The sequence below is a fragment of the Pseudomonas sp. PDM28 genome, assembly GCF_019219115.1.
GTDB lineage: Bacteria > Pseudomonadota > Gammaproteobacteria > Pseudomonadales > Pseudomonadaceae > Aquipseudomonas > Aquipseudomonas laurylsulfatiphila.
In genome coordinates this window covers 57,159-82,546 of record NZ_JAHUWG010000015.1, presented here as the reverse complement: position 1 = coordinate 82,546, position 25,388 = coordinate 57,159, and the positions used below count along the sequence as shown (strand labels likewise).

Below are 25,388 nucleotides of genomic sequence, written 5' to 3'. Positions count from 1 at the left end.
ATGAAACTCGACACTTTGCCGGTCCTGCGGGCCCGACATATCCTGGTCAAGGTAGCGCCCGGTGCTGACGCTTCCACAGTCGGGGCCGCGGGTCTACGCTTAACTGCGATCAGGGCCCCCATCATTGCCGGGGCCGAAGAGGCGTCGGCCTGCGAAGGGGGTAACCTGGGTTACTTTCCCCGTGGACGGAGGGTGCCGCAGTTCGAGGCTGCAGCGTTTTCCCTGGCACCGGGGGCCATCAGCCACTCGCACAATCGGATCGAGCGGATTGATGATGACTAGGTTCCCCAACAGTGGGGGAAAAACTTCAATGCCAATCCGATCGCTTTCCCCGTTTTTGGGGGATGGGATTGCTGTACGAAAAGGCATTGTTTTTAAATTCAAGGACATGAAGACCTAAAATTACCGGCGCTCAGTCTGGCATGAAGTGTGCGTTAGTCCTCTCAGGGCACGCGCTCCGCCAGGTTCAAAACCCGGACCTGCGGTTTCAAGGAGTCGACCTTGTTGAACAAAGTACTGGTTGTTGATGACGAACAGCTGCTGGCGGAAAACCTCCAGGGTTACCTGCAGGCGCAAGCGCTGGAAGTCCGGATTGCTCACGACGGTGCACATGGAATCGCCGCAGCAGACGATTTCGCACCCGATGTGATGGTGTTCGATTACCGCTTGCCGGATATGGAAGGCTTTCAGGTGCTCGATGCCGTCCGCCAGAACAGGAAGTGCCATTTTGTGCTGATCACAGGGCATCCAACCGCGGAAGTTTGCGAGCGGGCCCGGCTACTGGGAGTCAGCCATATCCTGTTCAAACCCTTTCCGTTGGCGGAATTGGCCCGTGCAGTGCTTGATCTTCTGGGCAGGCGGCGCGAGCCCAGGCCGGGTGTGAGCACTTGCGAAGGATTCGTCGAACGACGCCAGAGCAGGACCGAGAGTTTCCCGCTGCAGTTGTACGACGGTAGTTGGGTGCTTGCAGATCGCCGAAAAAACACTTCGGCTTCCATGGCGCCAGACGACGAACAATTGCTCACCGGGGAGTAGTGGCGCGACAAGACGTTCCGGCCTGTGCCGAAATGACTCGCCGCGCCGACAGGGCTCAAAGCCCCGGGCGTTGGAGAGCAAGCCATGGACCGTCTATCCCTTGCCGTAGAACCGGCGCAAGTGGAATGTGTACCGACTCGCTTCAGCAGTGAACAACTGGCCCGGGCACGCGCCCTGGCCACCAGTTCCGGCGAGCGGATGCTGGACACCCTCGGGGAGTTGAGTGAGCTGGCTCCCATGCCTTTCATCCAGTGCCTGGGCGCAACCCTGCACTACCCGGTGCTCGACACCGACAGCCTGTTCAGTGCCACCCCGGTGTTCGACCGGGTGACCCTGGCCCAATGCCTCAAGCGTGAGTTCATCCTGCTGCGTCACGACGATGCGGTCATCGGTGTGTTCGCCGACCCCTTCGACAGCGCACGCCTGGCCTGGATCGATGAATGCCTGCACGGCGCGCCGCTGTACCTGGTGCATGCCGACGACTTGAAGGCCTACCTGGCACGTCACGAAGAAAGTTTCCACGCGGTGGAGTCGCTCAACGCCCAGGCCGAGGGCGGAGCCGAAGTCGATACCCTGCAAAGCCTGTCCCTGACCAGCATCAGCGAAGACGCCAGCGTGGTGGTCAAGCTGGTCAACTCGACGCTGTACGACGCGCTGAAAATGCACGCCAGCGACATTCACCTGGGCACCACCGGCAGCGGCCTGGTGATCAAGTACCGGATCGACGGTGTGCTCAACAACATCAGCAAGATCCAGGGCAGCGAGTTCGCCGAGCAAGTGATTTCCCGGGTCAAGGTCATGGCTGAACTGGACATCGGCGAAAAGCGCGTGCCCCAGGACGGACGTTTCAAGATCGGCATCAGCGGCCGACAGATCGACTTCCGGGTGTCGATCATGCCGAGCATCTTCGGCGAAGACGCGGTGCTGCGGGTGCTCGACAAACAGGACCTCGCCGACAAAGTCTGTGGCGTGCAACTGCAAGCCCTGGGCTTTGAAGAAGATACCCTGCGCCAGTTGCGCCGGCTGGCCGCCGAACCCTACGGCATGGTGCTGGTAACCGGGCCTACCGGTAGCGGCAAGACCACCACCCTGTACGCGATGATCACCGAGATCAACCACGGCGTGGACAAGATCATCACCATTGAAGACCCGGTGGAGTATCAACTGCCGGGCGTGCTGCAAATCCCCGTCAACGAGAAAAAGGGCCTGACCTTCGCCCGGGGCCTGCGCTCGATCCTGCGTCATGACCCGGACAAGATCATGGTCGGTGAAATCCGCGACCCGGACACCGCGCAGATCGCCGTGCAATCGGCGCTCACCGGTCACCTGGTGTTCACCACCATCCACGCCAACAACGTGTTCGACGTGATCGGCCGATTCACCCAGATGGAAATCGATCCCTACAGCCTGGTCTCGGCACTCAATGCCGTCCTGGCCCAGCGTTTGATCCGTCTGGTCTGCACCAGTTGCAGCGCCCCTTACAGCCCGACAGAAGAAGAGCTGGAGGTCTCGGGGCTCGATCCGCAAAAGGTCGCTCACTACCGGTTCGTCCACGGCAAGGGGTGCGGGCATTGCCGGGGCACCGGCTATCGCGGGCGCAGTGCGATTGCCGAACTGCTGCACCTGGATGACGAATTGCGGCAAATGATCGTCGAGCGCCAACCCATCTCGAAAATCAAGGCCCATGCCTGCAAACGTGGCTTGCGCCTGCTGCGCGAGTCGGCGCTGGAGATGGTGGAACAAGGCCGGACCACTCTCGAGGAGATCAATCGTGTCACTTTTATCTCGTGAGCAATTTGTCGCCGTGCTCGGCGCCAACGGTGTAGGCCTGGGGCATCGCCAAGGCAGTGCAACCCACTGGCTGGGCAGCGTCGGTTACATCGACGAAGGTTTCCAGGCTTGGGCGGTGGCCCTCGACACCCTCGACCGTTTGCTGGCCGAGCACGCCGTTGCCAGGGCGGAACTGACGGTGGTGATCTCCGGACACTTCAGCCGCTATTGCCTGGTGCCCTGGAGCGATCAGATCAGCAGCCCGGCCGAATTGCTCGGCTTCGCTCAACTGTGTTTCGAAGACCTCTACGGTGCACCGACGCAACCCTGGAGCCTGGTGCTGTCGGCCGAGCCTGCCGGTTATGACCGCATCGCCACCGCGCTGCCCCAGGACTTGCTCGACCGCCTGCGCGCCCTGGTCAGCGCGCGTGGCTTGCGCTTGCGTTCGGTGCAACCGTACCTGATGGCGGCGTTCAACCATTTCGATAAAAGCCTTGATGCCGGGGACTTCCTGTTCGTGGTCGCCGAACCGGTACGCAGCGTGTTGCTGCTGGCCAGGGAAGGGCGCTGGACGTCGGTGCGTTCGGTGGGCAGCAGCGACAGTGATGCGGCCCTGACGGCGCTGATCGGCCGTGAGAACCAGTTGCAGGCATCCACCAGCGAACGGCCGTTGACGGTCTACCTGCATGCGCCGGCGCGCATCGACTCGCCCCCTGATGTGCCCGGTGTGCATCTGCGCACCCTCGAAGAAGACCGGACAGCCGTACGCGATTGCCTGTACGTCATGTCTCGGGCGGTGGCCTGACATGCGCCCCCTGATGCTCGACTTTCAGCCGCGCCGCCGTGCAGGCCCCCTGGGCTGGAGCCTGCTGGCCGGTGGCGTGGTGCTGACACTGACTTGCGCTCTGGTGCAGCAGCACCTGAGCAACGAGGCCGAACAACAGCAGGGCCACCTGCAAACCACCCAGCGAGTGCTTACCGGCGACAACGGCAGCAAGCCCGGCCTGACCCCGGCACAAACTCGCGAGCAGGCGCAGAACCTGGCCGAAATGCGCAAGGTCTCCCAGCAGTTGCGCCGCCCCTGGGAGCGTCTGTTCGCCACGCTGGAAGCCATGCCACGGGACAACATTGCCCTGCTGACCCTGACCCCGGACGCTCGCAAAGGCCAGGTCCGGATCAGCGCCGAGGCGATGGACCTGGACGCCATGCTCGATTTCCACCGTCGCCTCGAAGCCAGCGACGAACTGTCCGACGTGTCGCTGCTGAGCCACGAAATTGTCGCCAACGTGCCGGAACACCCGGTGCAGTTCAACCTGTCGGCTACCTGGGAGATCGGCGATGCAAATCCATAAATTGATCGTCCACGAATACCTGCAAGGCCTGGGCGTTCCGGGGCTGGCAGGGTTGGCCATGCTGGTGCTGGCGCTGAGCTATGGCCTGGTCGGATTGCTGCCGGACTGGCAGTCGCTGCAAAGCCTCAGCCAGCAGACCCGCGAAGCCACCGAGTACCTGGCCAAGGTCGAAGACGGCACGGTGGCTGCACCGGTGGTGCCGCAGCGCCAGCTCGACGACTTCCGCAGCAAGTTGCCGTCCCAGCCCCAGGCCACCGTGGCCATCGACAAGATCTACGCCCTGGCCGCCCAGGAGCGCATCACCTTGTCCCGGGGTGAGTACTCCCTGGGCGTGGACCCCAAGACGCACCTGGCCCGTTATCAGATTCTGCTGCCGGTACGTGGCAGCTATCCGCAACTGCGGCGTTTCCTGCACGCCTTGCTCGGTCAATTGCCGGCGGTGGTGCTGGAGGATGTGGAGCTGCAGCGCAAGAAGATCGCCGATACCGACCTGACCGGGCGGATCCGCATGACCCTTTACCTGTCGAGGTCATGATGAATACCAAACGAGTGGTGGGTTGGGTGGCGTTCTTCGGTGTAGCGGCCGCGCTCGCCTGGTTCCCCGAATACTTCAAGCAGGCTGACGACAGCGACCCGGCGCTGGCCGCCGTGGCCACGTCAGCCAAAGGCAAGGCCCCGGGCGCAGCGGCGGCTGCATCGAGCGCCGCGGCGGTCGTGCCGATCAAGGACCTGAGCCCGGCAGGCGACCTGTTCGCCGCCCGCAGCTGGAAAGCGGAGCCGGTCCTCGGCACCGTCATTGAACAACCGGTAGTCGTGACCCCAGAGGTGCAGGTCCCCACTGCACCGCCGTTGCCCTTCCAGTTTGTCGGCAGGCTGGATGACCGTTCCGATCTGCAGGTGTTCTTGCAGAGCGGCGAAAAAATATACGTCGTACGCAAAGGGGATGTTATCGACGAAACCTGGCGGATCGAGCGCATTTCCAAAGAGGAGCTGAGCCTGGTCTACCTGCCTCTGCATTTAGCTCAGACTCTGTCTGTGGGGAGTACGGAATGAACAAATCCCGTTTGCTGATGAGCCTTTGTCTCTGCGCAGGGCTGGCTGCATGCAGTTCGGCGCAGGTCGCCAAGGAAGAAGCTTCCGCCCTGATGGAATCCGGCCAGTACGAAGCCGGCCTGGCTCGCATCGAACAGGGGTTGCGCGAGAACCCTCGCGATACCGATCTGCACATAGCACTCAACAGTGGTCGGGCCCGCGCCGTGACGGCACTGCTGACCCAGGCCGACATGGACCGCGCCCAGCGTAATTTTGCCGGGGCCCGCATGGGCTACAGCCGGGTCCTGGGTATCGAGCCGAACAACCGTCGTGCCCAGGACTCCCTGCGTCAACTCGACTACTTGCGCAGCATGGATGAGAAACTCGAAATGGCCCGTGGCGACCTGCGTCGCGGTGACATCTACGGTGCCGACCGCCAGGTCAAGCAGATTCTCGAACTGGACCCACAGAACGAGGGGGCCCGGGAACTGCAAGACAGCATCCGCCTGGTGCAGAGCCGCAACGTGGTGCAGTACCCGCAGCTGCGTACACGCCTGGACCGGCCGGTGACCCTGGAGTTTCGCGACGCCAACCTGAAGACCATTTTCGAAGTGCTGTCCCAGGTCGCCGGCCTGAACTTCATCTTCGACAAGGACCTGCGCCCGGACATGAAAGCCACGATCTTCGTACGTGATGTGCGCATCGAAGACGCCGTGGATTTGCTGCTGCAACAGAACCAGTTGCATCAGAAAGTGGTGAATGAAAACACCTTGCTGATTTACCCGGACTCGCCGCAGAAGCTCAAGGATTACCAGGAATTGGTGATGCGCACCTTCTACCTGACCAGCATCGATGCCAACACCGCGCTGAACATGATCAAGACCATGCTCAAGACCCGCGACGTGTTCGTCGATGAACGCCTCAATACCCTGACCATGCGCGACACCGGCGACGCCATCCGCATGGCGGAAAAACTCCTGCAATCGCAGGACCAGTCCAACCCCGAAGTGGTGCTGGAAGTGGAAGTGATGGAAGTGGCCCGTCAGCGCATTCTCGACCTCGGTCTGCAATGGCCCAACACCTTCGGTGTGATCAACAGCGACGGCTCGCCAGTGTCCATCCTTGACCAGCTCAAAGGCATCGACTCCAGCCGCATCTCCATCAGCCCGGCGCCCCAGGCCAAGATCAACGCCCAGGACAAGGACATCAACACCCTGGCCAGCCCGGTGATCCGGGTGAGCAACCGTGAACAGGCGCGCATCCACATCGGTCAGCGCGTGCCGATCATCAGCGCCACCTCGGTGCCTTCGACCCAGGGCCCGGTGATCACCGAAAGCGTGACTTACCTCGACGTCGGTCTGAAGCTTGAAGTGCAGCCCATCGTGCACCTGAACAACGAAGTGGCGATCAAGATCGCGTTGGAAGTCAGTAACGCCACGCCGCTGTCGCCGACCGCCCAGGGCACCATTCCCGTCCAGGTCGATACCCGCAACGCCCAGACCACCTTGCGTCTGCATGATGGCGAAACACAGATTCTCGCCGGTCTGGTGCGCAACGACCATGGCAGCAGCGGTAACAAGATCCCTGGCCTTGGCGACATTCCTGGCCTGGGCCGCCTGTTCGGCAGCAATAAAGACGACATCAGCAAATCCGAACTGGTGCTGTCGATCACCCCGCGGATCGTGCGCAACCTGCCGTACCAGAGCCCGTCGGACATGGAATTCCCGACCGGCACCGAAACCAGCATGCACATCCAGGCCCCTGACCGCTCGATGAGCACCACGGTTCAGACCGGCCCCATGAGCGCACCGATCGCCACCACAGTTACCGTCGGGAAGCCTTGATCATGAACGCCTCCCAACGCGGTTTTACCCTGATCGAAGTCGTGGTGACGCTTGCCCTGGTCGGCCTGTTGGCCGGCATGGCCGCACCGCTGACCGAGACGGTGGTGCGTCGGGGCAAAGAGCAGGATCTGCGGACCGCGCTGTACCAGATCCGCGATGCCATCGACGCCTATAAACGCGCCTTCGACGCCGGTTACATCGAGAAGACGCTCGACAGCAACGGCTACCCGCCGAACCTGAAAGTGCTGGTCGATGGTGTACGTGACGTGCGCAGCGCCAAGGGCGCCAAGTTCTATTTCCTGCGGCGCATCCCCCGTGATCCGCTGGCCACTGTCAAGCGTGACGACGAGGGTGGCTGGGGCCTGCGTGCCTATGACAGTTCGGCTGAGAACCCGCGTGAGGGCCAGGACGTCTTTGACGTTTACTCCAAGGCCCGGGGCAAGGGGCTCAATGGCATCGCCTATCGGGAGTGGTGAGCATATGCGTCGGCAAAAGGGTTTTACCTTGTTGGAACTGATGGTGGTCATGGCAATCATCGCGACCCTGATGACGATCGCCATGCCACGCTATTTCACCAGCCTGGAAGCCTCGAAAGAGACCACCCTGCGCCAGAGCCTGTCGTCCATGCGCGAGGCGCTGGACCACTACTACGGGGACACCGGGCGATATCCCGACTCCATCGAACAACTGGTCGAGCTGCGCTACCTGCGCAACCAGCCGCTGGATCCGATTGCCGAGCGCAAGGACACCTGGGTCATGGTCGCGCCACCGGATGGCGTGGCGGGCGGGGTGGCCGATATCAAGAGTGGCGCCAGCGGGAGGGCACGTGATGGCAGCCTTTACTCCGAGTGGTAAGCCTTCGGGCCAGGACGGCTTCACCTACCTGGGTGTGCTGTTTCTGATTGTCGTGATGGGCATGGGCCTGGCCAGTGCCGGCGAGTTGTGGGCCACCGCTTCACGCCGGGATCGCGAAAACCAGTTGCTCTGGGTCGGAACGCAGTATGCCCAGGCGCTGCGCAGCTATTACCGCAGCTCGCCCGGCGTCGCCATGTACCCCAAAGAACTCGCGGACCTGTTGCAGGACGAGCGCTTCCCGTCGGCCAGGCACCATATCCGCAAGTTGTACCCGGAGCCGATGACGGGGGGCGAATGGGAGCTGATACGCGGTGTCGACGGACGGATTAGCGGTGTGTACTGCCCGTCCGAGCAGAAGCCGCTCAAACAAGAGAACTTTCCCAGCGAGTGGTCGGACTTCAAAGGCATGGCCAGCTACAAGGATTGGCAGTTCGTGGCCGAGAAAGTTGTCCTCGATGGCACCGAGGGGCTGCCCAAAGAACAGTCCATCGCGCCCCAGGCATTGCAGCCTTGAACCCTTGGGAGCGGGTTTTAACAGCCAACACATTTGCGCCAAATGTACCTGGTCCAATTGTGGGAGCGGGCTTGCTCGCGAAGGCGGCCTGATAGCCGACCTGTCTTTTGTTGACTGTGTACATATCCGTTTTTTTGGTAACGGCGGCTTATGGTTTCGCCCTGACGGCGAGTCCCTTTGGCAAACGCCCCAAAGGAACCAAAGGTCTCGCCCCTTACGTACGGCCCCTCGCTGAGGCTCGGGGTTCCTTCGCTCCGGTGTCCATCCGGGGGCATTGCCCTCCGGTCGGCTTCGCTTCGACCTACATGCAATGAGTTCGACTGCGTCGAACGGCGCTGCGCGCCTACCCCCGGATGAACGCCTCCACTCAGCCTGCCGAGGGGGCGGGTGGATCAAGATCAAGAGCTGCAGGCGAGCTAACGCTCGGCCTGATGAGTGGTGGGGCTGTACGCGGGCGGCCTTATGGCCGACCAATCTCCTTCGACTAAACGCATTCCCCCTGTAGGAGCTGCCGAAGGCTGCGATCTTTTGATCTTGATCTTCTGCCCCTTCGACATTGTCAAAAATCAAAATCAAAAGATCGCAGCCTTCGGCAGCTCCTACAGGGAAACACTCTCCCATCAGTACCAGGTCGGCCGGTAGGCACCTGTGGGCTTGCTCGCGAAGACGGCCTTGCAGCCAACGAAAGTCCTCTGCCTCACACCAGCAAAATGGCCAGAAATTATGGATGTCAGGCAAGGCTGTAGGATCAGGAGTGAGGCTACACCGCCTTGCGTCGTTGCCTACAACTACGCCAGAATCCGCCAGCTTGTGGGCCTTGGACCCTGACTCTATCGTTGTCGGGTCGCTGCAAATTCAGCGACCGGATTTAGCGATCCGAACAGATACAGGGACACCAGCACTCCAGTCTTGATTGCATTCGTTTCTATGCCTGCAATTTGATTATGGCGGCTGTGCGTCGGAGACCTTCGGGTCTGCCGGGTTTGCCTGTAACCGGTTCGCTAACCTTCGTACAGTCGCCACCCTTACTTGTTTAGCGACAGGTCTTGGTGGTTCCAGTTTCTACAGGAGCTCCACCATGTTCAAACCCACGCCCAATCCCCCCGAATCAGAAACCGATACCACCCGGAGTGCATCAACTCTCCACCTCAAACCCGCCATCCTCAAGAACAACGCGCCCCACAACCCCAGCACAATGTTCATCATCGCGCCAGACATCGATACCGAAAGCCTGTTGGCCCACGCCTGCGAATCGCTGGCCTCGGCGAGTGTCATGGCCAGTGATTTCGCAACATTCCTGGATGGTCCGCAACGCAGCATGCTGCTGGGGATCCAGCAGGTGATCATGCTGGCGGACCTGGCAGTTAACCGTGCACTGGATAACGTTGCTCCATTGGACTAAACGCCGAGCTTTTGTGGCGAGGGGGCTTGTCGGATCGCCGCACCGCCCCGTTGGGGTGCGAAGCGCCCCCCAAAAAATGGTCCTTACGTTCATCTCCGGGAAACCGGGTAACGGCTTTTAGGGCCGCTGCGCAGCCCAGCGGGGGCGAGCCCCCTCGCCACAGGGTTGTGTACGCCGGAACGCTTCAGGCGCTTTCCAGCATATTGATCAAGTGCTCCGGCCACACCGTTTCTCGGGTCTCACGCAGTTCGGCTACGGACCACCACTTATGGTCCGCCATCACCCGGACTTCGTGAGCCGTCCATCCTTCACGGGACAGACGTTCACTCTCGGTATGAACCACAAAATACCGTTCAACCGACAGCACCGTTTCACCGCTTGGCAGCATCATCGGAAAACTGCGCTCTGCAACGCTGGCTCCCACGGCAGCGACATTCAGCCCGGTTTCTTCAAACAGTTCACGAACCGCCGCCGCCTCAAAGGACTCACCCGGCTCAAGCCCGCCACCGGGTGTCGCCCAGTGGCTTTGGCCGTCGAGGGCATCGCCTTTGTGCTGGAAGTGAAACAGCAGAACCTGTTGCGAGGGATTGATCACCAGCAGTCTGGCGGAATGGCGTTGGCGCATTTTTTTCTTTCCATAGAGTGCCGCGAACCGCAGCTTTCACTGCGGCCCGCGACGGTAAAGCTCATGTCGGTGTTATTACACCGAAAGGGTCAAGCCACCACCCGGTAACACGGCACATACGCCGCGCCGCCCGGCAGTTTCATGCGGTGCTGGGCGACGAAGGCTTTGAGCAGCAGGTCCAGCGGTTGCATGATCGCGGCGTCGCCACGGATCTGGTAAGGCCCGTGCTCTTCGATCAGGCGGATGCCCTTGTCCTTGACGTTGCCGGCGACGATGCCGGAGAACGCGCGGCGCAGGTTGGCCGCCAGTTCGTGGGAGGGCAGGTCGAGGCTCAGTTTCAGGTTGGCCATGTTTTCGTGGGTCGGGTCGAACGGGCGCTGGAAGCCTTCGTCGATTTTCAGCAGCCAGTTGAAGTGGAACGCGTCGTTGCGCTCGCGGCGGAACTGCTTGACCGCCTTGAGGCCCAGGGTCATCTGGCGCGCCACTTCGGCCGGGTCATCGATGATGATCTGGTAGTGCTGCTTGGCGGCGTCGCCCAGGGTGGCGCCGACGAACGCGTCCAGTTGCTCCAGGTACGGTGCGGCATGTTTCGGCCCGGTGAGGACGACCGGGAAGGGAATGCCTGCGTTGTCCGGGTGCATCAGGATGCCCAGCAGGTACAGGAACTCTTCGGCTGTACCGGCGCCGCCCGGGAAGATGATGATGCCGTGGCCGACACGGACGAAGGCTTCCAGGCGTTTTTCGATGTCCGGCAGGATCACCAGTTCGTTGACGATCGGGTTCGGCGCTTCGGCGGCGATGATGCCGGGTTCGGTCAGGCCCAGGTAGCGGCCGCCGTGGATGCGTTGCTTGGCGTGGGCGATGGTCGCGCCTTTCATCGGGCCTTTCATCACGCCGGGGCCGCAACCGGTGCAGATGTCCAGGCTGCGCAGGCCCAGTTCGTGGCCGACTTTCTTGGTGTATTTGTATTCTTCGGTGTTGATCGAGTGCCCGCCCCAGCACACCACGATCTTCGGCTCGACGCCGGGGCGCAGGGTGCGGGCGTTGCGCAGCAGGTGGAAGACGTAGTCGCTGATGCCCTGGGAGTTGCTCAGGTCGATGCGCTGGCTGTCGAGTTCGTTTTCGGTGTAGACGATGTCACGCAGGGCGCTGAACAGCATTTCCCGGGTGCTGGCGATCATTTCGCCGTCGACGAAGGCGTCGGCCGGGGCGTTCAGCAGTTCCAGGCGTACGCCGCGGTCCTGCTGGTGAATGCGGATCTCGAAATCCTTGTAGGCTTCCAGAATGGTCTTGGCGTTGTCGACATGGGCGCCGGTGTTGAGGATGGCCAGGGCGCACTGGCGGAAGAGGGTATAGGTACTGCCGGAACCGGCTTCGCTCAATTGCTGGACTTCCCGTTGCGAGAGCGTTTCCAGGCTGCCTTTTGGACTGACGGAGGCGTTGATAACTTGGCGTTGGGTCATTCAATGATCCTTAAAACGATGTCATTCCCACAGCAACTACGAATGGCATCCGAATAATGTGTATTCATGAAAGAAGATGGCACGAACTGCGCGGTCTCGCCATGTCCCCCGCTTGACGATGAAAAGATGAAAAGGAGCCCCAGCATAGCTAAATCCCTCGCAGAGGGGATAATGGCCCGCTGTCTTTTTGCCTCAGACCCCTTTTTACCCTTTCAGCTCAGGAAACCCGACGCAATGTTCGCAATCCAGCCGATGAACGCTGATACCTACCGGCAACAGACGCGGCGCAGCACGGTCATCATTGCCCTGATCTTCCTGGCGCTGGCGATGCTGCTGTCCTCGGCGGCAGTGGCGCTGTTCGGCACGCCCGGGGGCGACAATCTGCGCTTCAACGTCGGTGGCGTGTTTGTTGCCGTGCTGGTGATGGTGGCGCTGATGCGCAAGGTGTTCTGGCACCAGGCGTGGATGGCGCCTGCGGTCTACAGTTGGCAGCTCAAGCGCAGCCTGATGAGCATCACCAATGTCATGCATCATGTAACGGCGGCCGTGGAACGCGGTGATCCGGTTGCGATGAAGCTGTTGCGTTTCTACCATTTGGGCTTGAACCAGATGCATCAACTCGATGGCAACTCCAGTGACCACGGCCAGTTGATCCGCGAAATGGACCAGCACAGGGAACGGATGCAAGCCCAGGGTATCGAAATCGAACAGACACGACTGGATCCGGCGTGGCTGGAGGCGCTAAAGCAGGCGCAGCGCTAACATCAATGCGAGCCCGGCTCGGGCATAGTGAGCAAAAACGGCGATCAGGAAGGTTCGTCCGTCATCGACACAGGGAGCACCATGGGACATCCATTGATCAACGATCAAATTGAAATGCTTCGGCCAACCGTGGCAAGGCTCAAGGTCCGCTCGGCGGTGACCTTGCTGATGGCGGTGTGCCTGTCGATGGTGGCTATCGTGATCTGGGAAGCCTGGAGCTCACGCCAGTACCACCTGCATGACAAGCAAGTGGTGATGTCCAACCTGGCGCAGACCCTGGCTTCGCAAGCGCAGGCAACGATCAAGCAGGCCGATACGCTGCTGTTCACGCTGGTCGATCGCCTGGAACACGACGGCGTGGATCAATCCCGGCTGCCGGCATTGCTCAATGCCCAGCGCAGTGAGTTGAGCCAGCTCCATGGCTTGTTCGTTTTTGACGAAAACGGGCAGTGGCTCGCCAATTCCAATGGCGCCGGCCAAACCGGCGTCAACAATTCCGACCGCGAATACTTCATCTTCCATCGCGACAACCCCAGCCGAGGGCCGCACATCGGGCCGTCGATCAAGAGCCGGTCGAGCGGCGAGTGGATCATGACGGTTTCGCGTCGGCTCAATCATCCCGACGGCAGTTTTGCCGGCGTGGCGCTGGCGACGATCTACCTCAGTCATTTCCTGCAGCTCTACGACAGCATCGACATGGGCAGCAACGGCGTGATCACCCTGATCGCCGACAACGCCAGCATTGTCATTCGCCGGCCCTTCAAGGAATCGGATATCGGCAGCAGCCTTGCCAAGAGCCCGTTGTTCACCCAGTTGTTGCCCAAGAGCGATGCGGGCACGGCCACGATCACGTCGGTCATCGACGGTGTCGAGCGGGTGACGGGGTATCGCCGGGTCGAGGGTTATCCGCTGATCGTGTTTGCCGCGCTGAACAAGGATGAAGTGCTGGCCAGTTGGCGCAAGGAAACGCTGCTCAGCGCCGGTATCGTCACGCTGTTGCTCAGTGTTCTCGGGGTACTGGGGTTCCGGCTGATCAAGCTGATGAAGCAGCAGAACCTGGTGCAGGTCGAGTTGCTGGACACCCAGGACAAGCTCCTGGAGGTCAATCGCAACCTCGAAGGCCTGGCCCTCAAGGATGCGCTGACGGGGCTGGCCAACCGGCGTCAGCTCGACGCGTTCATCGATGCCGAAATGGGCCGTGCCCGACGCAGCCAGAGCGAGCTGGCGCTGCTGATGATCGATGTCGATCATTTCAAACCGTTCAATGACCGCTACGGTCACCCGGCCGGTGATGAGTGTTTGCGCAAGGTCGGTGCGATCATCACCAGCAACATCAAGCGCCCCGGTGATCTGGCCGCCCGTTATGGTGGCGAGGAGTTTGCAGTGGTGCTGCCCGGCACCGACTACGTGGGGGCATTCCTGGTGGCGGAGAAAATCCGCCGCGCGGTGCTTCAGGCTGAAATTGCCCACAGCGACAGCCCGGAAGGCGCCGTCACCGTCAGCGTTGGCGTGTGTGCCAGCAATGGTGCGTCCCAGGTTCGCTCCGAAGACCTGATCGGTGCGGCGGACAAGGCGCTGTACGTGGCCAAGGCCAGTGGGCGCAATATGAGTGTGATTGCCAACTGAGGCTCAGGCGTCAGGCAAACCGGTCCGTTCCCTGTGTAGGAGCTGCCGCAGGCTGCGATCTTTCAGGTCGCCCGCCGCAATCGCCACTGCCTGATCAATCGAAGATAGACCAACACATTGATCACCAACACCACGCTGCCCAAACCCAGCTGAATGCCGGGCGTCAGGCCTGCCGGGTAAATCACCGGCCAAATGTAATGTTCGATGAACCCGCCGCCATAGCCGGTTTGCCCGGCCCCATGGCGCATGCGGTTTTCCCAGTCGGTCAGCGGGCAGGGCAGGTGGAAGAACTCCACCGCCATCCCCCACAGCGCAGCGGGTGGATGCCACCAGATCAGGTGGCGCCATTTGAGCACCAGCAGCCCGCCGAACACGACAAACACAATGAACGACAGGTGAAACAGCATCAGCCCGTCGGCGGCGATTCGGTACAGCATGTCGGTGCCCCTGAAGGCTGATCGAATCGCTCCATGGTACTCGGGCCGGTGGCGGGCGCTCTATCGATTGTCGCGATCCAATGTCCTGAGCACGCCTTGCAAACGCTCGGTCATCGATTCGCTGCTGCGTTGCATCGGTGCGCGCAGTTCGTCTCCGATCAAGCCTTGCAGGGCCAGCGCGGTTTTCACCGGGGCTGGGTTGGGCTCCAGGAACAGGCTGTTGATCAGTGGCAGCAAACGGAAAAACGTGGCGCGACCTTCAGCCAATCGGTTGTCGCGGATCTGCCGGTGCAACTGCACGAACAGGTCCGGATGAACATGCGCCGACGCGGCGATCGCGCCTTTGGCGCCCAGGCACAGGGCATTGAAGATCTGGTTGTCTTCGCCGCACAGCACGTCGACATGGCCGCTATCGAGCAAGGCGAGGGTGTTGGAAAAGTTACCGCCGCAATCCTTGATCGCGACGATCCGCTCGTGGGCGACGATGTTGAGCAGGGTCGCCTGTTCGAAAACCACGCCGGTACGGTAGGGGATGTCGTAGAGAATCAGTGGCACGCTGGAGGCATCGGCGACCGTGCGGAAAAACGCTTCGAGGCCGGCCTGGGACGGGCGGATGTAATACGGTGCCGGCACCAGCAGGCCCGCCACCGGGCGCTTGAGGATCTCGCTCTGGAACTGCAACAACTCGGTCAGGTTGTTGCCGGCCAGGCCCATGACCACCCGTTGCGCCGGCACCCGCTCCAGCACCGCATCAAGCGCGGCCAGTTGCTCATGTTTGCCCATCGCCGCCGGCTCGCCGGTGGTGCCGCAAACGATGAGGCCGTCGACACCTTTTTCCAGCAGATGGCTGACTAGCCGGCGCAAGCCGACGAAATCGATGGCGCCGTTGTGGAAGGGGGTGACCAGTGGAACCCAGATACCCTGAAACGCTGACATGCTTTTTTCTCCTGATGGTTGACCGATTTCGTCACCGTCAGGGGCATGGAAGGAGAGTAAGCAAGGGGCGTGTGGTCCGGCGCGCTCAATGTCCTGTCAGCTCATCTGACGGGACAGCGCGCCCCGGTCACATGAGCGACTGTTTCTTCGATTTGAGGGCGTGCGCAACGCAACCTTGCGCCTTGGCAATCAAGCCAATGACGGAAGTGTTGAGGTTGAAGGTTGCGGACATACTTGCTTACACCCTGAGTGAGGCGCCCAGTTTTAAAAGCCGGCGCGCCTTTTGTCAATCACGAAAATCAGCGAACTCGGCGCGCATCCGGCCATTGTGCTTGGCCTTGTAGAGCAGATGATCGACCTGCTCGACGAACTCCAGGGCCGTGGCATGCATCGATGCCAGGGTGGTGCCGACGCCGAGGCTGATACTCAGCAGCTTCGACACGTTCGAGAATTCATGGGGGATTTGCTGCTGGCGAATCAGGTGCAGGCATTTGTGCGCCACCAGCCGTGCGGATTCGGCATCGGTTTCCGGCAGCAGCCAGACGAACTCTTCACCGCCGATCCGGGCGATGAAATCCCGTGGCCGGTTCGCCGCCAGGGACAAGGTTTGCGCGACGCGGCGCAGGCATTCGTCGCCCTTGATGTGGCCGTAATGGTCGTTGTACTGCTTGAAGTAGTCGATATCCAGCACCATCACCGACAACGGCAAGCCGGTACGCTGGGCCGAGTTCCACTCGCGTTCCAGCACGGTATCGAACATGCGGCGGTTGGCGATGCCGGTCAGACCGTCCTGGAAGGAATACTCTTCGAGCTGCTTTTGCAGGCGGATCAGGTGTTCTTCGGTTTTCTTGCGCTCGCTGATATCGAACATGAACCCCACCAGCGCCTCGACTTCGCCGTCCTTGCGCACCACGTGCACCACATCGCGGATCCACACGTACTCGCCGCTGTCGGTCAGTGCGCGATAGTCGGCCTCGTGATCGATGCCGGCCCGCGATTGCGAGACACAGAAGTCCATCACGTAGTCGCGGTCATCCGGGTGCATGCGCTCGACCCAGTCATTGACCGAGGCCCAGCTGTGCTGCTTCCAGCCCAGCAGTTCTTCGATCTGTGGTCCGATGTAGCTGAAGGTCATGGTTTTCCAGTCGATGCGCCAGGGAATGGCTTTGGTCGACTCAAGCAGGGTTTTGTAAACGTCGCTGTCGGTTTCGGCTGAAATCATGAAGGACCTGCCTCGATGAAAAATGCAGGGCCATCATGTTGCTACCACTGAGGCGAATCAAGCGGGCAGCCGATGAATGGCACGCAGGCGTCTGAGTGAGCAAGATTGTTCAAGCCATTGGCCGCCACAGCTGGCAAAGTCTCAGGTCTTTCCCTGTCTGTAGACTGTCATGCCCAACTCACTCATGCCGCGCAGCGCCTTTCTGCGCGGGGCCGCGGCGATCATGCCGCTGTCCCTGGCCACCGCGCCCTGGGGCTTGCTGGCCGGTTCCATGGCCATCGAAGCCAACCTCACGCCCCTGCAAGGCCAGGGCCTGTCGAGCATTGTGTTTGCCGGTGCGGCGCAACTGGTGGCCATTGGCATGCTCAAGGGCGGTGCCGGGATCTTTTCGATCTTGCTCACCACGCTGTTGCTGACCTCCCAGCATTTGCTTTATGGGATGAGCATGCGTTCGGTGATTTCGCCATTGCCGGGGCGCTGGCGTGCAGGCCTGGGTTTCTTGCTCACCGATGAGCTGTTCGCCCTGACCAGCCAGCACGACAAGCAGCAATTCAACCGCTGGTACGCCCTGGGCGTGGGCCTGACGTTCTACATCGCCTGGAACCTGTTCACCCTGGCGGGCATTGTGCTCGGCAGCAGCATCCCGGGCCTTGAACACCTGGGCCTGGATTTTTCCATCGCGGCCACCTTCATTGCCCTGATCACCCCGGTGGTACGCAACGTGCCGACCGTGGTGTGCGTGGCGGTGTCGCTGTTTTGTTCGGTGCTGTTCAGCTACTGGCAATGGGGTTCAGCGCTGGTGCTGTCGGGGCTGGCGGGGATGACTGCCGGGTTTGTCTGCAATAAATTCTACGGTGGACGCACATGATGGTCTGGGCTGTGATTATCGGAATGGGCGTGTTGGTGTTCCTCAACCGCTACGTTTTTCTCGAACCGCGCCTGCCGGTGCGCCTGAGCAGCAATGCCCGGCAATTCCTCGGGTTTGCCGTACCGGGCATGTTGACGGCTATCTGTGGGCCGATTGTGTTCATGCCGGAAAAACAGCTGAACCTGCACTGGGACAACCCCTATCTGATCAGCTCGCTGGTGGCGGTGGGGCTGGTGCTTTACACGCGCAATACGTTGCTCAGCATGCTGTTGAGCATGGGCTTTTTCTTTTTGCTGCGCTGGTGGCTCTGAGCGGAGCAGGGGAACTGATCTAAGCTTAAAGTGGATGACCGATCCCTTCAGGAAGCGAGGTGAACATGGCCAATGAACCCAAGCGTGCGGACCCGGAAGAAGACGTGGACGAACCCACGGAAGAAGAGATTGAGCAGCAGAAGCGTTCGGTACCGGACTGGAAGCATCCTGACGACGGTACGGAACTGTCAGAACCTGACCGCAAGTTCTGATCAACCCAAACAACAAAGCCCGCCATTGTAGGAGCGAGCTTGCTCGCGATGGTCGTTAACGATAACGCGTGTTTACTGGCTGAACGCGGCGCTCTTGAGTCCATCGCGAGCAAGCTCGCTCCTACAATTTCCTTGACTGAGCAGCATTACGCCATTGAGTGGGGCTTTGTCGTTATCGACAGATTCAAGGAACTTCCTTGATCAGCGCGGCGCCCTGGTTCCTGACATTGCCAACGGCCTTGTCCACCTTGTACCACTCAAATACATCACTGACTTCGCCTTGGGATAACGCCATTTCCTCGGCTCTTTCCTTGGGCGTTGCCGGGTCCAGCCATTCCCGCGCCAGTTCGGGCGAGAACACCACCGGCCGCCGGTCATGCACGTCAAGCAGGCCGCCTGCACTGTCTGCCGTGAGAATCACGAAACCGTCGTGCTCCCTGTGCGGGGCTCCGCCGATGGGGTACTGGCCGATGGCTGCGCAGAAAGCCGGCGCCCGGTCCCGTCGCCGGATCAACCAGGGTTGTTTGTTGCCGTCACCGGCGTCGACCCATTCAAACCAGTTATCGATCGGGCAGATCGCGCGATGCGGCCAGATGGCCCGGAAGTACGGGCCGTGGGCGACTTTCTCGACCCGGGCATTGATCGGCTCTGTGCGATCCGTTGCCCAGTGCGGCCGCCAACCCCAGCGCACGGCGTCGGCGTGCAGCCGCTCGTTCTCCAGGTGCAGCAGGGCAAGTTGCGTGGTGGGCGCGGCGTTATAGTGCGCCAGGGGTTCGTTGCCGACGTGATTGACCAGCGCGTCGGGGATGCTCAGCACCGCCACGAAGTCGTGAATCCCGCGGTATTGCGACAGTCGTCCGCACATGGCCTGACACTCTGGTTGAGCGTTTTTTCAGTTTAGTAGGTGGCGACGAAACAGGCTTGGCAAGCGTCGGAACCAAAGCCTGTGTACCTTATCCAACCTCGGCCCGGCGTCTCGGGCAAAGGATTCCCGTCAACTTGTATTTCAATCCTGATGGTCTGGCCCAAGGCAAAAGATGAAACAGTGGTTCAAGTGTTTAACGGTGTGCGCCCTGGCAGTTGGCTTGCTGGGTTGTATCGCCGCACCCATTGCAATGACGCCGCAGACCGAACAGCGTTTGCAGGCGCAACCGCCCATCCGTTTTCTGCTGACGTTCGATGACGGTCCCAGTGCATCGAGCTGGTGGAATCCGACCGTCACGGTGCTTGAGAGCCTGGCGCAAAACCCGCTGCAGCCGGGGATCAAAGCCGTGTTTTTCGTGCAGACCCGCGCGCCGCGCGCCGGTGGCAGTGACTTGGGTCGGGACATCATGCGGCGCGAACACGCCGAAGGTCACATTCTGGGCTTCCACACGGCAACGCCCTGGCACACCAATCATCGCTCGCTGGAGCCGCAAGAGCTGGAGCAGGCCCTGACCGATGGCAGCGCCGACATCGCGGCGATCACCGGCGCCCCCCCAACCCTGTTGCGCCCGCCATTCTGGAACTACGACAAGCGCACCTTCGCCGCTTATCAGCAGCATGGCCTGCACGTGCTGCTCACGGACTTGAGCGCCAATGACGGCAAGATCTGGGGTTTCAACGCCAGCCCCCGGCGCCGGTCGCACATGCTGCGCTCGATGTCTGAAGTGCGCGAACGCATGGCTCGTGGCGAATTGCCGGTGGTCGACGGGGTGATACCGATCGTGGTGACGTTTCACGACCTCAACCGCTATACCGCCCGGCATACCCGTGAATACCTGCAGATTCTGCTCGACAGCGCCCGGGAGACCGGCGTGAAAACCGCGGACAAGCCGTTTTACGACGACCAGGCTGCGCTACAGCGGGCGGCCATGGCGCGAACCGTGCGCGATGGCTCTCAGCCCGTCGAGTTGCCGGGGTTCTGGAACTGGATCTGGGGCCGGAACGCCCGTTAAACCGAACAGGAATGAGCGCTGGTTAACAGTAATTGCGAATGATTTCTTGTGCAGACTCGCAAAGTGTATCTATTCTGAAACGGATCCAATCCGATCAACTGCCGCCGAGGCATCGGTCATGGTTCCTATTTCAGTGCTTTGCAACATCGTAGAGTCCGGTTTTGAGCCACTGTCGTGCGAGTGCACCGAGAATCTCGGGCTGCTGCGCATCGAAGTCTACGACCCCGTCACCGGGCGGGTGGAGCTGCTGATCAGCGGTGTCTCGACAGCCGAACTGACCAGCGTGCGCGCCATCTCTGATTTTATCGGCGAGTTGCGTACCGAGATGAAGGCCGGGCGCCGGGCGTTTGCGGGCTGATACTTCGCTGATCGAATGCATGCACCGTCCTGTGGCGAGGGAGCTTGCCTGTGGCGAGGGGGCTTGCCCCCGTTGGGGTGCGAAGCGCCCCCAAAATGGTCCCTACGTTCATCTCCGAGAAACCGGATAACGGCTTTTAGGGCCGCTACGCGCCCCAACGGGGGCAAGCCCCCTCGCCACAAATGATCATCGTCTTACGCTGCCGGCGGCAACAGCTCATCAATCATCCGCAAACAATGGTTCAACCCCGGCGAAACATCCCCCACCCGTCGGCTGAGGATGATCGGCGAGGTCGCGTTGTCTTCCAGCAAGGGTGTGAAACCGATGTCGTCGCGGTGCAGCAACTGCACCGAGGCCGGCACCAGCGTGACCCCGATTCCTGCCCCCACCAGACCGATCGCCGTTTGCAGTTCGTTGGTCCACTGCGCGACGTGGATGCTTACGCCGTAGGACTCAAACAGTGCGATCACATGGTCGGCGTAACTCGGCCGTGGATTGCCGGGGTACAGCACAAAGGGTTCCCTGGCCAGTTCCCGTAGGCTGATGGGGCCGGCGAGCAATGGATGGCCGGCGGGCAGGGCGGCGACCAGGCGGTCTTCGGTGAGCACGGTCTGGACGATGGCCGGGTCGTCGATGCGGATCCGGCCAAAACCGATGTCGATGCGCCCGGCCTTCAATGCCTGCACCTGTTGCAGGGTGGTCATTTCCGACAGGCCCAATTCCAGCTCCAGCGGTTCGCCACTGCGTAACCGGCGGATCAGTTCCGGCAGCACGCCATACAGGGTCGAGGGCGCAAAGCCGATACCCAGCCAGGTTTTTTCACCCAGGCCGATACGCCGCGTGTTGTCGCAGACCTTGTTCAGTTGTTCGAGCAGGGCGGTGGAGTGCTCATGGAAAAACCGCCCGGCGTCGGTCAGCTTCAGCGGGCGGCCGCGCTCCAGCAACATCACCCCCAGTTCGTCCTCCAGTTGCTGGATCTGCCGGCTCAACGGCGGTTGGGCGATGTGCAGCAGTTCGGCCGCGCGGGTGAAGTTGAGGGTTTGAGCCAATACCTGGAAGTAACGCAGGTGCCGCAGTTCCATGGAGCCTCCAGCGAATCAGTTGCATACCTTTAAGGTATCAAGTCAGACCAATTCTATATTGGCTTCAGGAAAAAAGCCGTACGAGAATCGATTTCAGAACTTCAAGAACCTGACGGGTATCGAAATGCTTGCAACCGCCATTGAGTCGATCGAGACGATCATCGTCGATCTGCCGACTATCCGCCCGCACAAGCTGGCCATGCACACCATGCAGAACCAGACCCTGGTGATCATCCGCGTGCGTTGCGCCGACGGCATCGAAGGCATCGGCGAATCCACCACCATCGGTGGCCTGGCCTACGGCAATGAAAGCCCGGACAGCATCAAGACCAACATCGACACGCACTTCGCCCCCTTGTTGATCGGCCAGGACAGCGGCAACGTCAACGCCGCCATGTTGCGCCTGGAGCGCAGCATCCGTGGCAACACCTTCGCCAAATCCGGTATCGAAACCGCGCTGCTCGACGCCCAGGGCAAGCGCCTCGGCCTGCCGGTCAGTGAATTGCTCGGTGGCCGCGTGCGTGATGCGCTCCCCGTCGCCTGGACCCTGGCCAGCGGTGACACGGAAAAAGACATCGCCGAAGCGGAAAAAATGCTCGACCTGCGCCGTCACCGCATCTTCAAACTGAAGATCGGTGCCGGCGAGGTCAATCGCGACCTGGCCCACGTCATCGCCATCAAGAAAGCCCTGGGTGACCGCGCCAGCGTACGTGTCGACGTCAATCAGGCGTGGGATGAAGCCGTCGCGATACGTGCCTGCCGAATCCTCGGCAGCAACGGCATCGACCTGATCGAACAGCCGATCTCGCGCAACAACCGCGCCGGCATGGCCCGTCTGAATGCGATGAGCCCGGCGCCGATCATGGCCGACGAATCCATCGAATGCGTGGAAGATGCGTTCAACCTGGCCCGCGAAGGCGCGGCCTCGGTGTTCGCCCTGAAGATCGCCAAGAACGGCGGCCCGCGCGCCGTGTTGCGTACCGCCTGCATCGCCGAAGCGGCCGGCATCGCCCTGTACGGCGGCACCATGCTCGAAGGCGGCCTGGGCACGATGGCGTCGGCCCATGCCTTCGTCACCCTGAACAAACTGGCGTGGGACACCGAACTGTTCGGCCCGCTGCTGCTGACCGAAGACATTCTCAGCGAGCCGCTGGTGTATCGCGATTTTGAACTGCACGTGCCGAAAACACCGGGCCTGGGCCTGAGCCTGGATGAAGAGCGCCTGGCGTTCTTCCGTCGCGACAAGACCACTCATCAAGCCTGAGGAGAGCATTATGCTGTTTCACGTAAAAATGACTGTGAACCTGCCGGTCGACATGAATCCGGAGGCGGCGGCCAGGCTCAAGGCTGACGAAAAAGCCCTGGCCCAGCGCCTGCAAGAGCAGGGCAAGTGGCGTCACCTGTGGCGCATCGCCGGGCACTACGCCAACTACAGCGTGTTCGATGTCGACAGTGTTCAGGAACTGCATGACCTGCTGATGCAATTGCCATTGTTTCCCTACATGGCCATCGAAATCGACGCGATGTGCCGGCATCCTTCTTCCATCCGTGACGATGACCGCTGAGCCCAGCCTGCTCAGCGCTACGCTAATAATTACAAGATGAGGAACCCAAAAAAATGAACGTCAAGATTTCCCACACTGCCGAAGTCCAGAAATTTCTCGAAGAGGCCAGCGGCCTGCTCAACGACGCCGGCGATCCACGGACCAAGGCGCTGGTCTACCGCATCCTGCGTGACTCGGTGAACATCATCGAAGACCTGGCCGTGACCCCGGAAGAGTTCTGGAAGGCCGTCAATTACCTCAACGTGCTGGGCGCGCGCCAGGAAGCCGGGTTGCTGGTGGCCGGTATTGGCCTGGAGCACTACCTCGACCTGTTGATGGACGCCGAAGACGAACAGGCCGGCAAGACCGGCGGCACTCCGCGCACCATCGAAGGCCCGTTGTACGTGGCCGGTGCGCCGTTGTCCGAGGGTGAGGCGCGTCTGGATGACGGCGTCGATCCGGGCGTGACCCTGTTCATGCAAGGCCGCGTGCTCAACACCGCCGGCGAACCCTTGGCCGGGGCCGTGGTGGATGTCTGGCACGCCAACACCGGCGGCACCTACTCGTACTTCGATGCCTCGCAGTCGGAATTCAACCTGCGTCGCCGCATCGTGACCGACGCCGAAGGCCGCTACCGTTTCCGTAGCATCGTGCCATCGGGCTATGGCTGCCCACCGGACGGTCCGACCCAGCAACTGCTCGATCAACTGGGCCGTCATGGCCAGCGCCCGGCGCACGTGCACTTCTTCATTTCCGCGCCGGATCATCGCCACCTGACCACCCAGATCAACCTCGACGGCGATCAATACCTGCACGACGATTTCGCCTACGCCACCCGCGACGAACTGATCGCCAAGATCACCTTCAGCGACGATCAGCAGCGCGCGGCGGCCCATGGCGTGAGCGGTCGCTTTGCCGAAATCGAGTTCGACTTCACCCTGCAGTCCTCTGCACAACCTGAAGAACAGCAGCGCCACGAACGGGTCCGCGCACTGGAAGACTGATAATCCGCGCTCCCCTGTAGGAGCGAGCCTGCTCGCGATGGTCGTCAACGATGACGCTGGGTGCCTGATGCCCCGCGGCGTCCTCAAATCCATCGCGAGCAGGCTCGCTCCTACAAGTGTTTCGGCTCTAGAATGAACTGAAGCAACTCATAACAACAACGAGAGTGACCTGATGATGCAAGCGCAACTGTTGAGTCAGCGCAGCCGGGTGTTCGACCATGCCGACCCTTACGCCGTGTCGGGCTACGTCAATCAGCACGTCGGTAACCACTGCATTCTCATGCCCCGTGCCGGCAGCCCGCTGGCCAGCCTTGATCATCGCAAGTTCGCCAGCCTCGACCTGTGTCGCATCAGCTACGGTGCCAGTGTGCGCGTGACGTCCGGTGCGCTGGACAGCATTTATCACCTGCAAGTGCTGCTGCGCGGCAACTGCCTGTGGCGTGGACACGGCCAGGAGCATTACTTCGCTCCCGGCGAATTGCTGCTGATCAACCCCGACGATCCGGTGGACCTGACGTACTCTGCCGATTGCGAGAAATTCATCCTCAAGGTCCCGACCCGCTTGTTTGAATCAGTCTGCGATGAGCAGCGCTGGCGCTATCCGGAGCAGGGCGTGCGGTTTCTGGAAAACCGTTATCAGCTCAATGAACTGGAAGGTTTCGTCAACCTGTTGGCGATGATCTGCCAGGAGGCCGAATCCACCGAGCAGATCCCCAGGGTGCAGGAGCATTACACGCAGATCATCGTCAGCAAGATGCTCAGCCTGATGAAGACCAACGTCAGCCGCCTCGAACTGGGCTCGCAGACGGCCACGTTCGAAGCGATTGCCGAATACATCGCCCATAACCTCAAGCAGGACATCGACAGCGAAGCACTGGCGCGCCAGGCCCACATGAGCCTGCGTTCTTTGTATGGATTGTTCGAACGCAATGCCGGTGACACGCCGAAGAACTACATCCGCCGCAAGCGCCTCGAGTGCATCAACGCCTGCCTCAGCGACCCGACCTGCAACGTGCGCAACATCACCGAAGTAGCCATGGACTACGGCTTCCTGCACCTGGGACGGTTCTCCGACAGCTACCGCAAACAATTCGGCGAATTGCCGTCCGACACCCTCAAGCGCCGGTATTGACCGGGGACTTCATACGATTTGCGCAAACGCCTAGAAACCCTGTGGGAGCGGGCTTGCCCGCGAAG

The 25,388-nt window shown here is 61.1% G+C and carries 30 protein-coding genes; 23 read left to right on the top strand and 7 right to left on the bottom strand.

Annotation, left to right across the window (positions count from 1 at the left end):
- The 12 genes from KW841_RS28300 (at position 1) to KW841_RS28245 (ending at position 9,804) form a co-directional block, all read left to right on the top strand.
- Positions 1 to 282, top strand: a complete 282-nt coding sequence (locus tag KW841_RS28300; protein WP_218480597.1) for a peptidylprolyl isomerase — start codon at positions 1 to 3, stop codon at positions 280 to 282.
- 219 nt (positions 283 to 501) lie between these two features.
- Positions 502 to 1,035, top strand: coding sequence for a response regulator (locus KW841_RS28295; protein WP_218480596.1), 534 nt, complete (start codon positions 502 to 504; stop codon positions 1,033 to 1,035).
- An 84-nt stretch (positions 1,036 to 1,119) separates the two neighbouring features.
- A complete protein-coding gene (locus KW841_RS28290; RefSeq protein WP_218480595.1) occupies positions 1,120 to 2,826 on the top strand; it encodes a GspE/PulE family protein in 1,707 nt (568 codons plus the stop codon).
- Positions 2,807 to 3,610: a hypothetical protein gene (locus tag KW841_RS28285; protein ID WP_218480594.1), complete on the top strand. Its 804-nt coding sequence runs from the start codon at positions 2,807 to 2,809 to the stop codon at positions 3,608 to 3,610. Before KW841_RS28290 ends, KW841_RS28285 begins: the two co-directional genes overlap by 20 nt.
- Position 3,611: 1 nt before the next feature.
- A complete protein-coding gene (locus KW841_RS28280; protein ID WP_095967671.1) occupies positions 3,612 to 4,157 on the top strand; it encodes a PilN domain-containing protein in 546 nt (181 codons plus the stop codon).
- Entirely contained in the window at positions 4,144 to 4,692 is a 549-nt protein-coding gene (locus tag KW841_RS28275; protein WP_102702444.1) for a GspMb/PilO family protein, read from the top strand. Before KW841_RS28280 ends, KW841_RS28275 begins: the two co-directional genes overlap by 14 nt.
- Positions 4,692 to 5,210 (top strand): hypothetical protein, encoded by a 519-nt coding sequence (locus tag KW841_RS28270; protein WP_218480593.1) that lies wholly within the window; start codon positions 4,692 to 4,694, stop codon positions 5,208 to 5,210. The genes KW841_RS28275 and KW841_RS28270 overlap by 1 nt, the downstream gene beginning before the upstream one ends.
- Positions 5,207 to 7,033: a secretin N-terminal domain-containing protein gene (locus KW841_RS28265; RefSeq protein WP_218480592.1), complete on the top strand. Its 1,827-nt coding sequence runs from the start codon at positions 5,207 to 5,209 to the stop codon at positions 7,031 to 7,033. The genes KW841_RS28270 and KW841_RS28265 overlap by 4 nt, the downstream gene beginning before the upstream one ends.
- Positions 7,034 to 7,035: 2 nt before the next feature.
- Positions 7,036 to 7,509, top strand: a complete 474-nt coding sequence (locus KW841_RS28260) for a type II secretion system protein (protein WP_218480591.1) — start codon at positions 7,036 to 7,038, stop codon at positions 7,507 to 7,509.
- A 4-nt stretch (positions 7,510 to 7,513) separates the two neighbouring features.
- Positions 7,514 to 7,888, top strand: coding sequence for a type II secretion system protein (locus KW841_RS28255; RefSeq protein WP_218480590.1), 375 nt, complete (start codon positions 7,514 to 7,516; stop codon positions 7,886 to 7,888).
- The gene (locus tag KW841_RS28250; protein WP_218480589.1) at positions 7,863 to 8,402 is read left to right on the top strand and encodes a type II secretion system GspH family protein; all 540 of its coding nucleotides are present in this window, start codon (positions 7,863 to 7,865) and stop codon (positions 8,400 to 8,402) included. Before KW841_RS28255 ends, KW841_RS28250 begins: the two co-directional genes overlap by 26 nt.
- 1,078 nt (positions 8,403 to 9,480) lie before the next feature.
- A complete protein-coding gene (locus KW841_RS28245) occupies positions 9,481 to 9,804 on the top strand; it encodes a DUF6124 family protein (protein ID WP_218480588.1) in 324 nt (107 codons plus the stop codon).
- 184 nt (positions 9,805 to 9,988) lie between these two features.
- On the opposite strand, the gene KW841_RS28240 is transcribed toward KW841_RS28245, so the two are convergent.
- Both KW841_RS28240 and ppnN read right to left on the bottom strand, forming a co-directional pair.
- Complete coding sequence (locus tag KW841_RS28240) at positions 9,989 to 10,429, bottom strand: NUDIX hydrolase (protein ID WP_218480587.1); 441 nt, start codon at positions 10,427 to 10,429, stop codon at positions 9,989 to 9,991.
- 89 nt (positions 10,430 to 10,518) lie between these two features.
- Entirely contained in the window at positions 10,519 to 11,892 is a 1,374-nt protein-coding gene (gene ppnN, locus KW841_RS28235) for a nucleotide 5'-monophosphate nucleosidase PpnN (RefSeq protein ID WP_218480586.1), read from the bottom strand.
- A 234-nt stretch (positions 11,893 to 12,126) separates the two neighbouring features.
- Between ppnN and KW841_RS28230 the strand changes: the two genes are divergently transcribed.
- Positions 12,127 to 12,654, top strand: a complete 528-nt coding sequence (locus tag KW841_RS28230) for a DUF3087 domain-containing protein (protein WP_218480585.1) — start codon at positions 12,127 to 12,129, stop codon at positions 12,652 to 12,654.
- An 81-nt stretch (positions 12,655 to 12,735) separates the two neighbouring features.
- Positions 12,736 to 14,280, top strand: a complete 1,545-nt coding sequence (locus KW841_RS28225; protein ID WP_218480584.1) for a GGDEF domain-containing protein — start codon at positions 12,736 to 12,738, stop codon at positions 14,278 to 14,280.
- A 62-nt stretch (positions 14,281 to 14,342) separates the two neighbouring features.
- Here KW841_RS28225 and KW841_RS28220 read toward each other — a convergent pair whose 3' ends face one another.
- From KW841_RS28220 to KW841_RS28210, 3 genes are all read right to left on the bottom strand, one after another.
- Complete coding sequence (locus KW841_RS28220) at positions 14,343 to 14,717, bottom strand: DUF2784 domain-containing protein (protein ID WP_218480583.1); 375 nt, start codon at positions 14,715 to 14,717, stop codon at positions 14,343 to 14,345.
- 60 nt (positions 14,718 to 14,777) lie between these two features.
- The gene (dapA, locus tag KW841_RS28215; RefSeq protein ID WP_218480582.1) at positions 14,778 to 15,653 is read right to left on the bottom strand and encodes a 4-hydroxy-tetrahydrodipicolinate synthase; all 876 of its coding nucleotides are present in this window, start codon (positions 15,651 to 15,653) and stop codon (positions 14,778 to 14,780) included.
- Between the two features lie 286 nt (positions 15,654 to 15,939).
- Positions 15,940 to 16,875, bottom strand: a complete 936-nt coding sequence (locus KW841_RS28210) for a sensor domain-containing diguanylate cyclase (RefSeq protein ID WP_102701597.1) — start codon at positions 16,873 to 16,875, stop codon at positions 15,940 to 15,942.
- A gap of 169 nt (positions 16,876 to 17,044) precedes the next feature.
- Here KW841_RS28210 and KW841_RS28205 point away from each other — a divergent pair, with 169 nt between their 5' ends.
- From KW841_RS28205 to KW841_RS28195, 3 genes are all read left to right on the top strand, one after another.
- Positions 17,045 to 17,743 carry an AzlC family ABC transporter permease gene (locus KW841_RS28205; RefSeq protein WP_041474903.1) on the top strand — a complete coding sequence of 233 codons (699 nt, stop codon included), beginning with the start codon at positions 17,045 to 17,047 and terminating at the stop codon, positions 17,741 to 17,743.
- Positions 17,743 to 18,054 carry an AzlD domain-containing protein gene (locus KW841_RS28200; protein ID WP_165824817.1) on the top strand — a complete coding sequence of 104 codons (312 nt, stop codon included), beginning with the start codon at positions 17,743 to 17,745 and terminating at the stop codon, positions 18,052 to 18,054. Before KW841_RS28205 ends, KW841_RS28200 begins: the two co-directional genes overlap by 1 nt.
- Before the next feature lie 65 nt (positions 18,055 to 18,119).
- Positions 18,120 to 18,266: a hypothetical protein gene (locus KW841_RS28195; protein ID WP_218480581.1), complete on the top strand. Its 147-nt coding sequence runs from the start codon at positions 18,120 to 18,122 to the stop codon at positions 18,264 to 18,266.
- A gap of 184 nt (positions 18,267 to 18,450) precedes the next feature.
- Here KW841_RS28195 and KW841_RS28190 read toward each other — a convergent pair whose 3' ends face one another.
- Positions 18,451 to 19,131: an SOS response-associated peptidase family protein gene (locus KW841_RS28190; protein ID WP_218480580.1), complete on the bottom strand. Its 681-nt coding sequence runs from the start codon at positions 19,129 to 19,131 to the stop codon at positions 18,451 to 18,453.
- A 172-nt stretch (positions 19,132 to 19,303) separates the two neighbouring features.
- On the opposite strand from KW841_RS28190, the gene KW841_RS28185 reads away from it, so the two are divergent.
- Positions 19,304 to 20,203, top strand: coding sequence for a polysaccharide deacetylase family protein (locus KW841_RS28185; RefSeq protein WP_218480579.1), 900 nt, complete (start codon positions 19,304 to 19,306; stop codon positions 20,201 to 20,203).
- A 118-nt stretch (positions 20,204 to 20,321) separates the two neighbouring features.
- Positions 20,322 to 20,561 carry a DUF1652 domain-containing protein gene (locus KW841_RS28180; protein WP_102701593.1) on the top strand — a complete coding sequence of 80 codons (240 nt, stop codon included), beginning with the start codon at positions 20,322 to 20,324 and terminating at the stop codon, positions 20,559 to 20,561.
- A gap of 194 nt (positions 20,562 to 20,755) precedes the next feature.
- On the opposite strand, the gene KW841_RS28175 is transcribed toward KW841_RS28180, so the two are convergent.
- Positions 20,756 to 21,643, bottom strand: a complete 888-nt coding sequence (locus tag KW841_RS28175; protein ID WP_218480578.1) for a LysR family transcriptional regulator — start codon at positions 21,641 to 21,643, stop codon at positions 20,756 to 20,758.
- Between the two features lie 124 nt (positions 21,644 to 21,767).
- Between KW841_RS28175 and KW841_RS28170 the strand changes: the two genes are divergently transcribed.
- From KW841_RS28170 to KW841_RS28155, 4 genes are all read left to right on the top strand, one after another.
- Positions 21,768 to 22,907: a muconate cycloisomerase family protein gene (locus KW841_RS28170; RefSeq protein ID WP_162130297.1), complete on the top strand. Its 1,140-nt coding sequence runs from the start codon at positions 21,768 to 21,770 to the stop codon at positions 22,905 to 22,907.
- Positions 22,908 to 22,917: 10 nt separating this feature from the next.
- Complete coding sequence (gene catC / locus KW841_RS28165; RefSeq protein ID WP_007978984.1) at positions 22,918 to 23,208, top strand: muconolactone Delta-isomerase; 291 nt, start codon at positions 22,918 to 22,920, stop codon at positions 23,206 to 23,208.
- A gap of 53 nt (positions 23,209 to 23,261) precedes the next feature.
- On the top strand, positions 23,262 to 24,191 hold the full coding sequence (gene catA / locus KW841_RS28160; protein WP_218480577.1) for a catechol 1,2-dioxygenase: 930 nt from the start codon (positions 23,262 to 23,264) through the stop codon (positions 24,189 to 24,191).
- 172 nt (positions 24,192 to 24,363) lie between these two features.
- Positions 24,364 to 25,323, top strand: a complete 960-nt coding sequence (locus tag KW841_RS28155) for an AraC family transcriptional regulator (RefSeq protein WP_305729911.1) — start codon at positions 24,364 to 24,366, stop codon at positions 25,321 to 25,323.
- Positions 25,324 to 25,388: the final 65 nt, after the last annotated feature.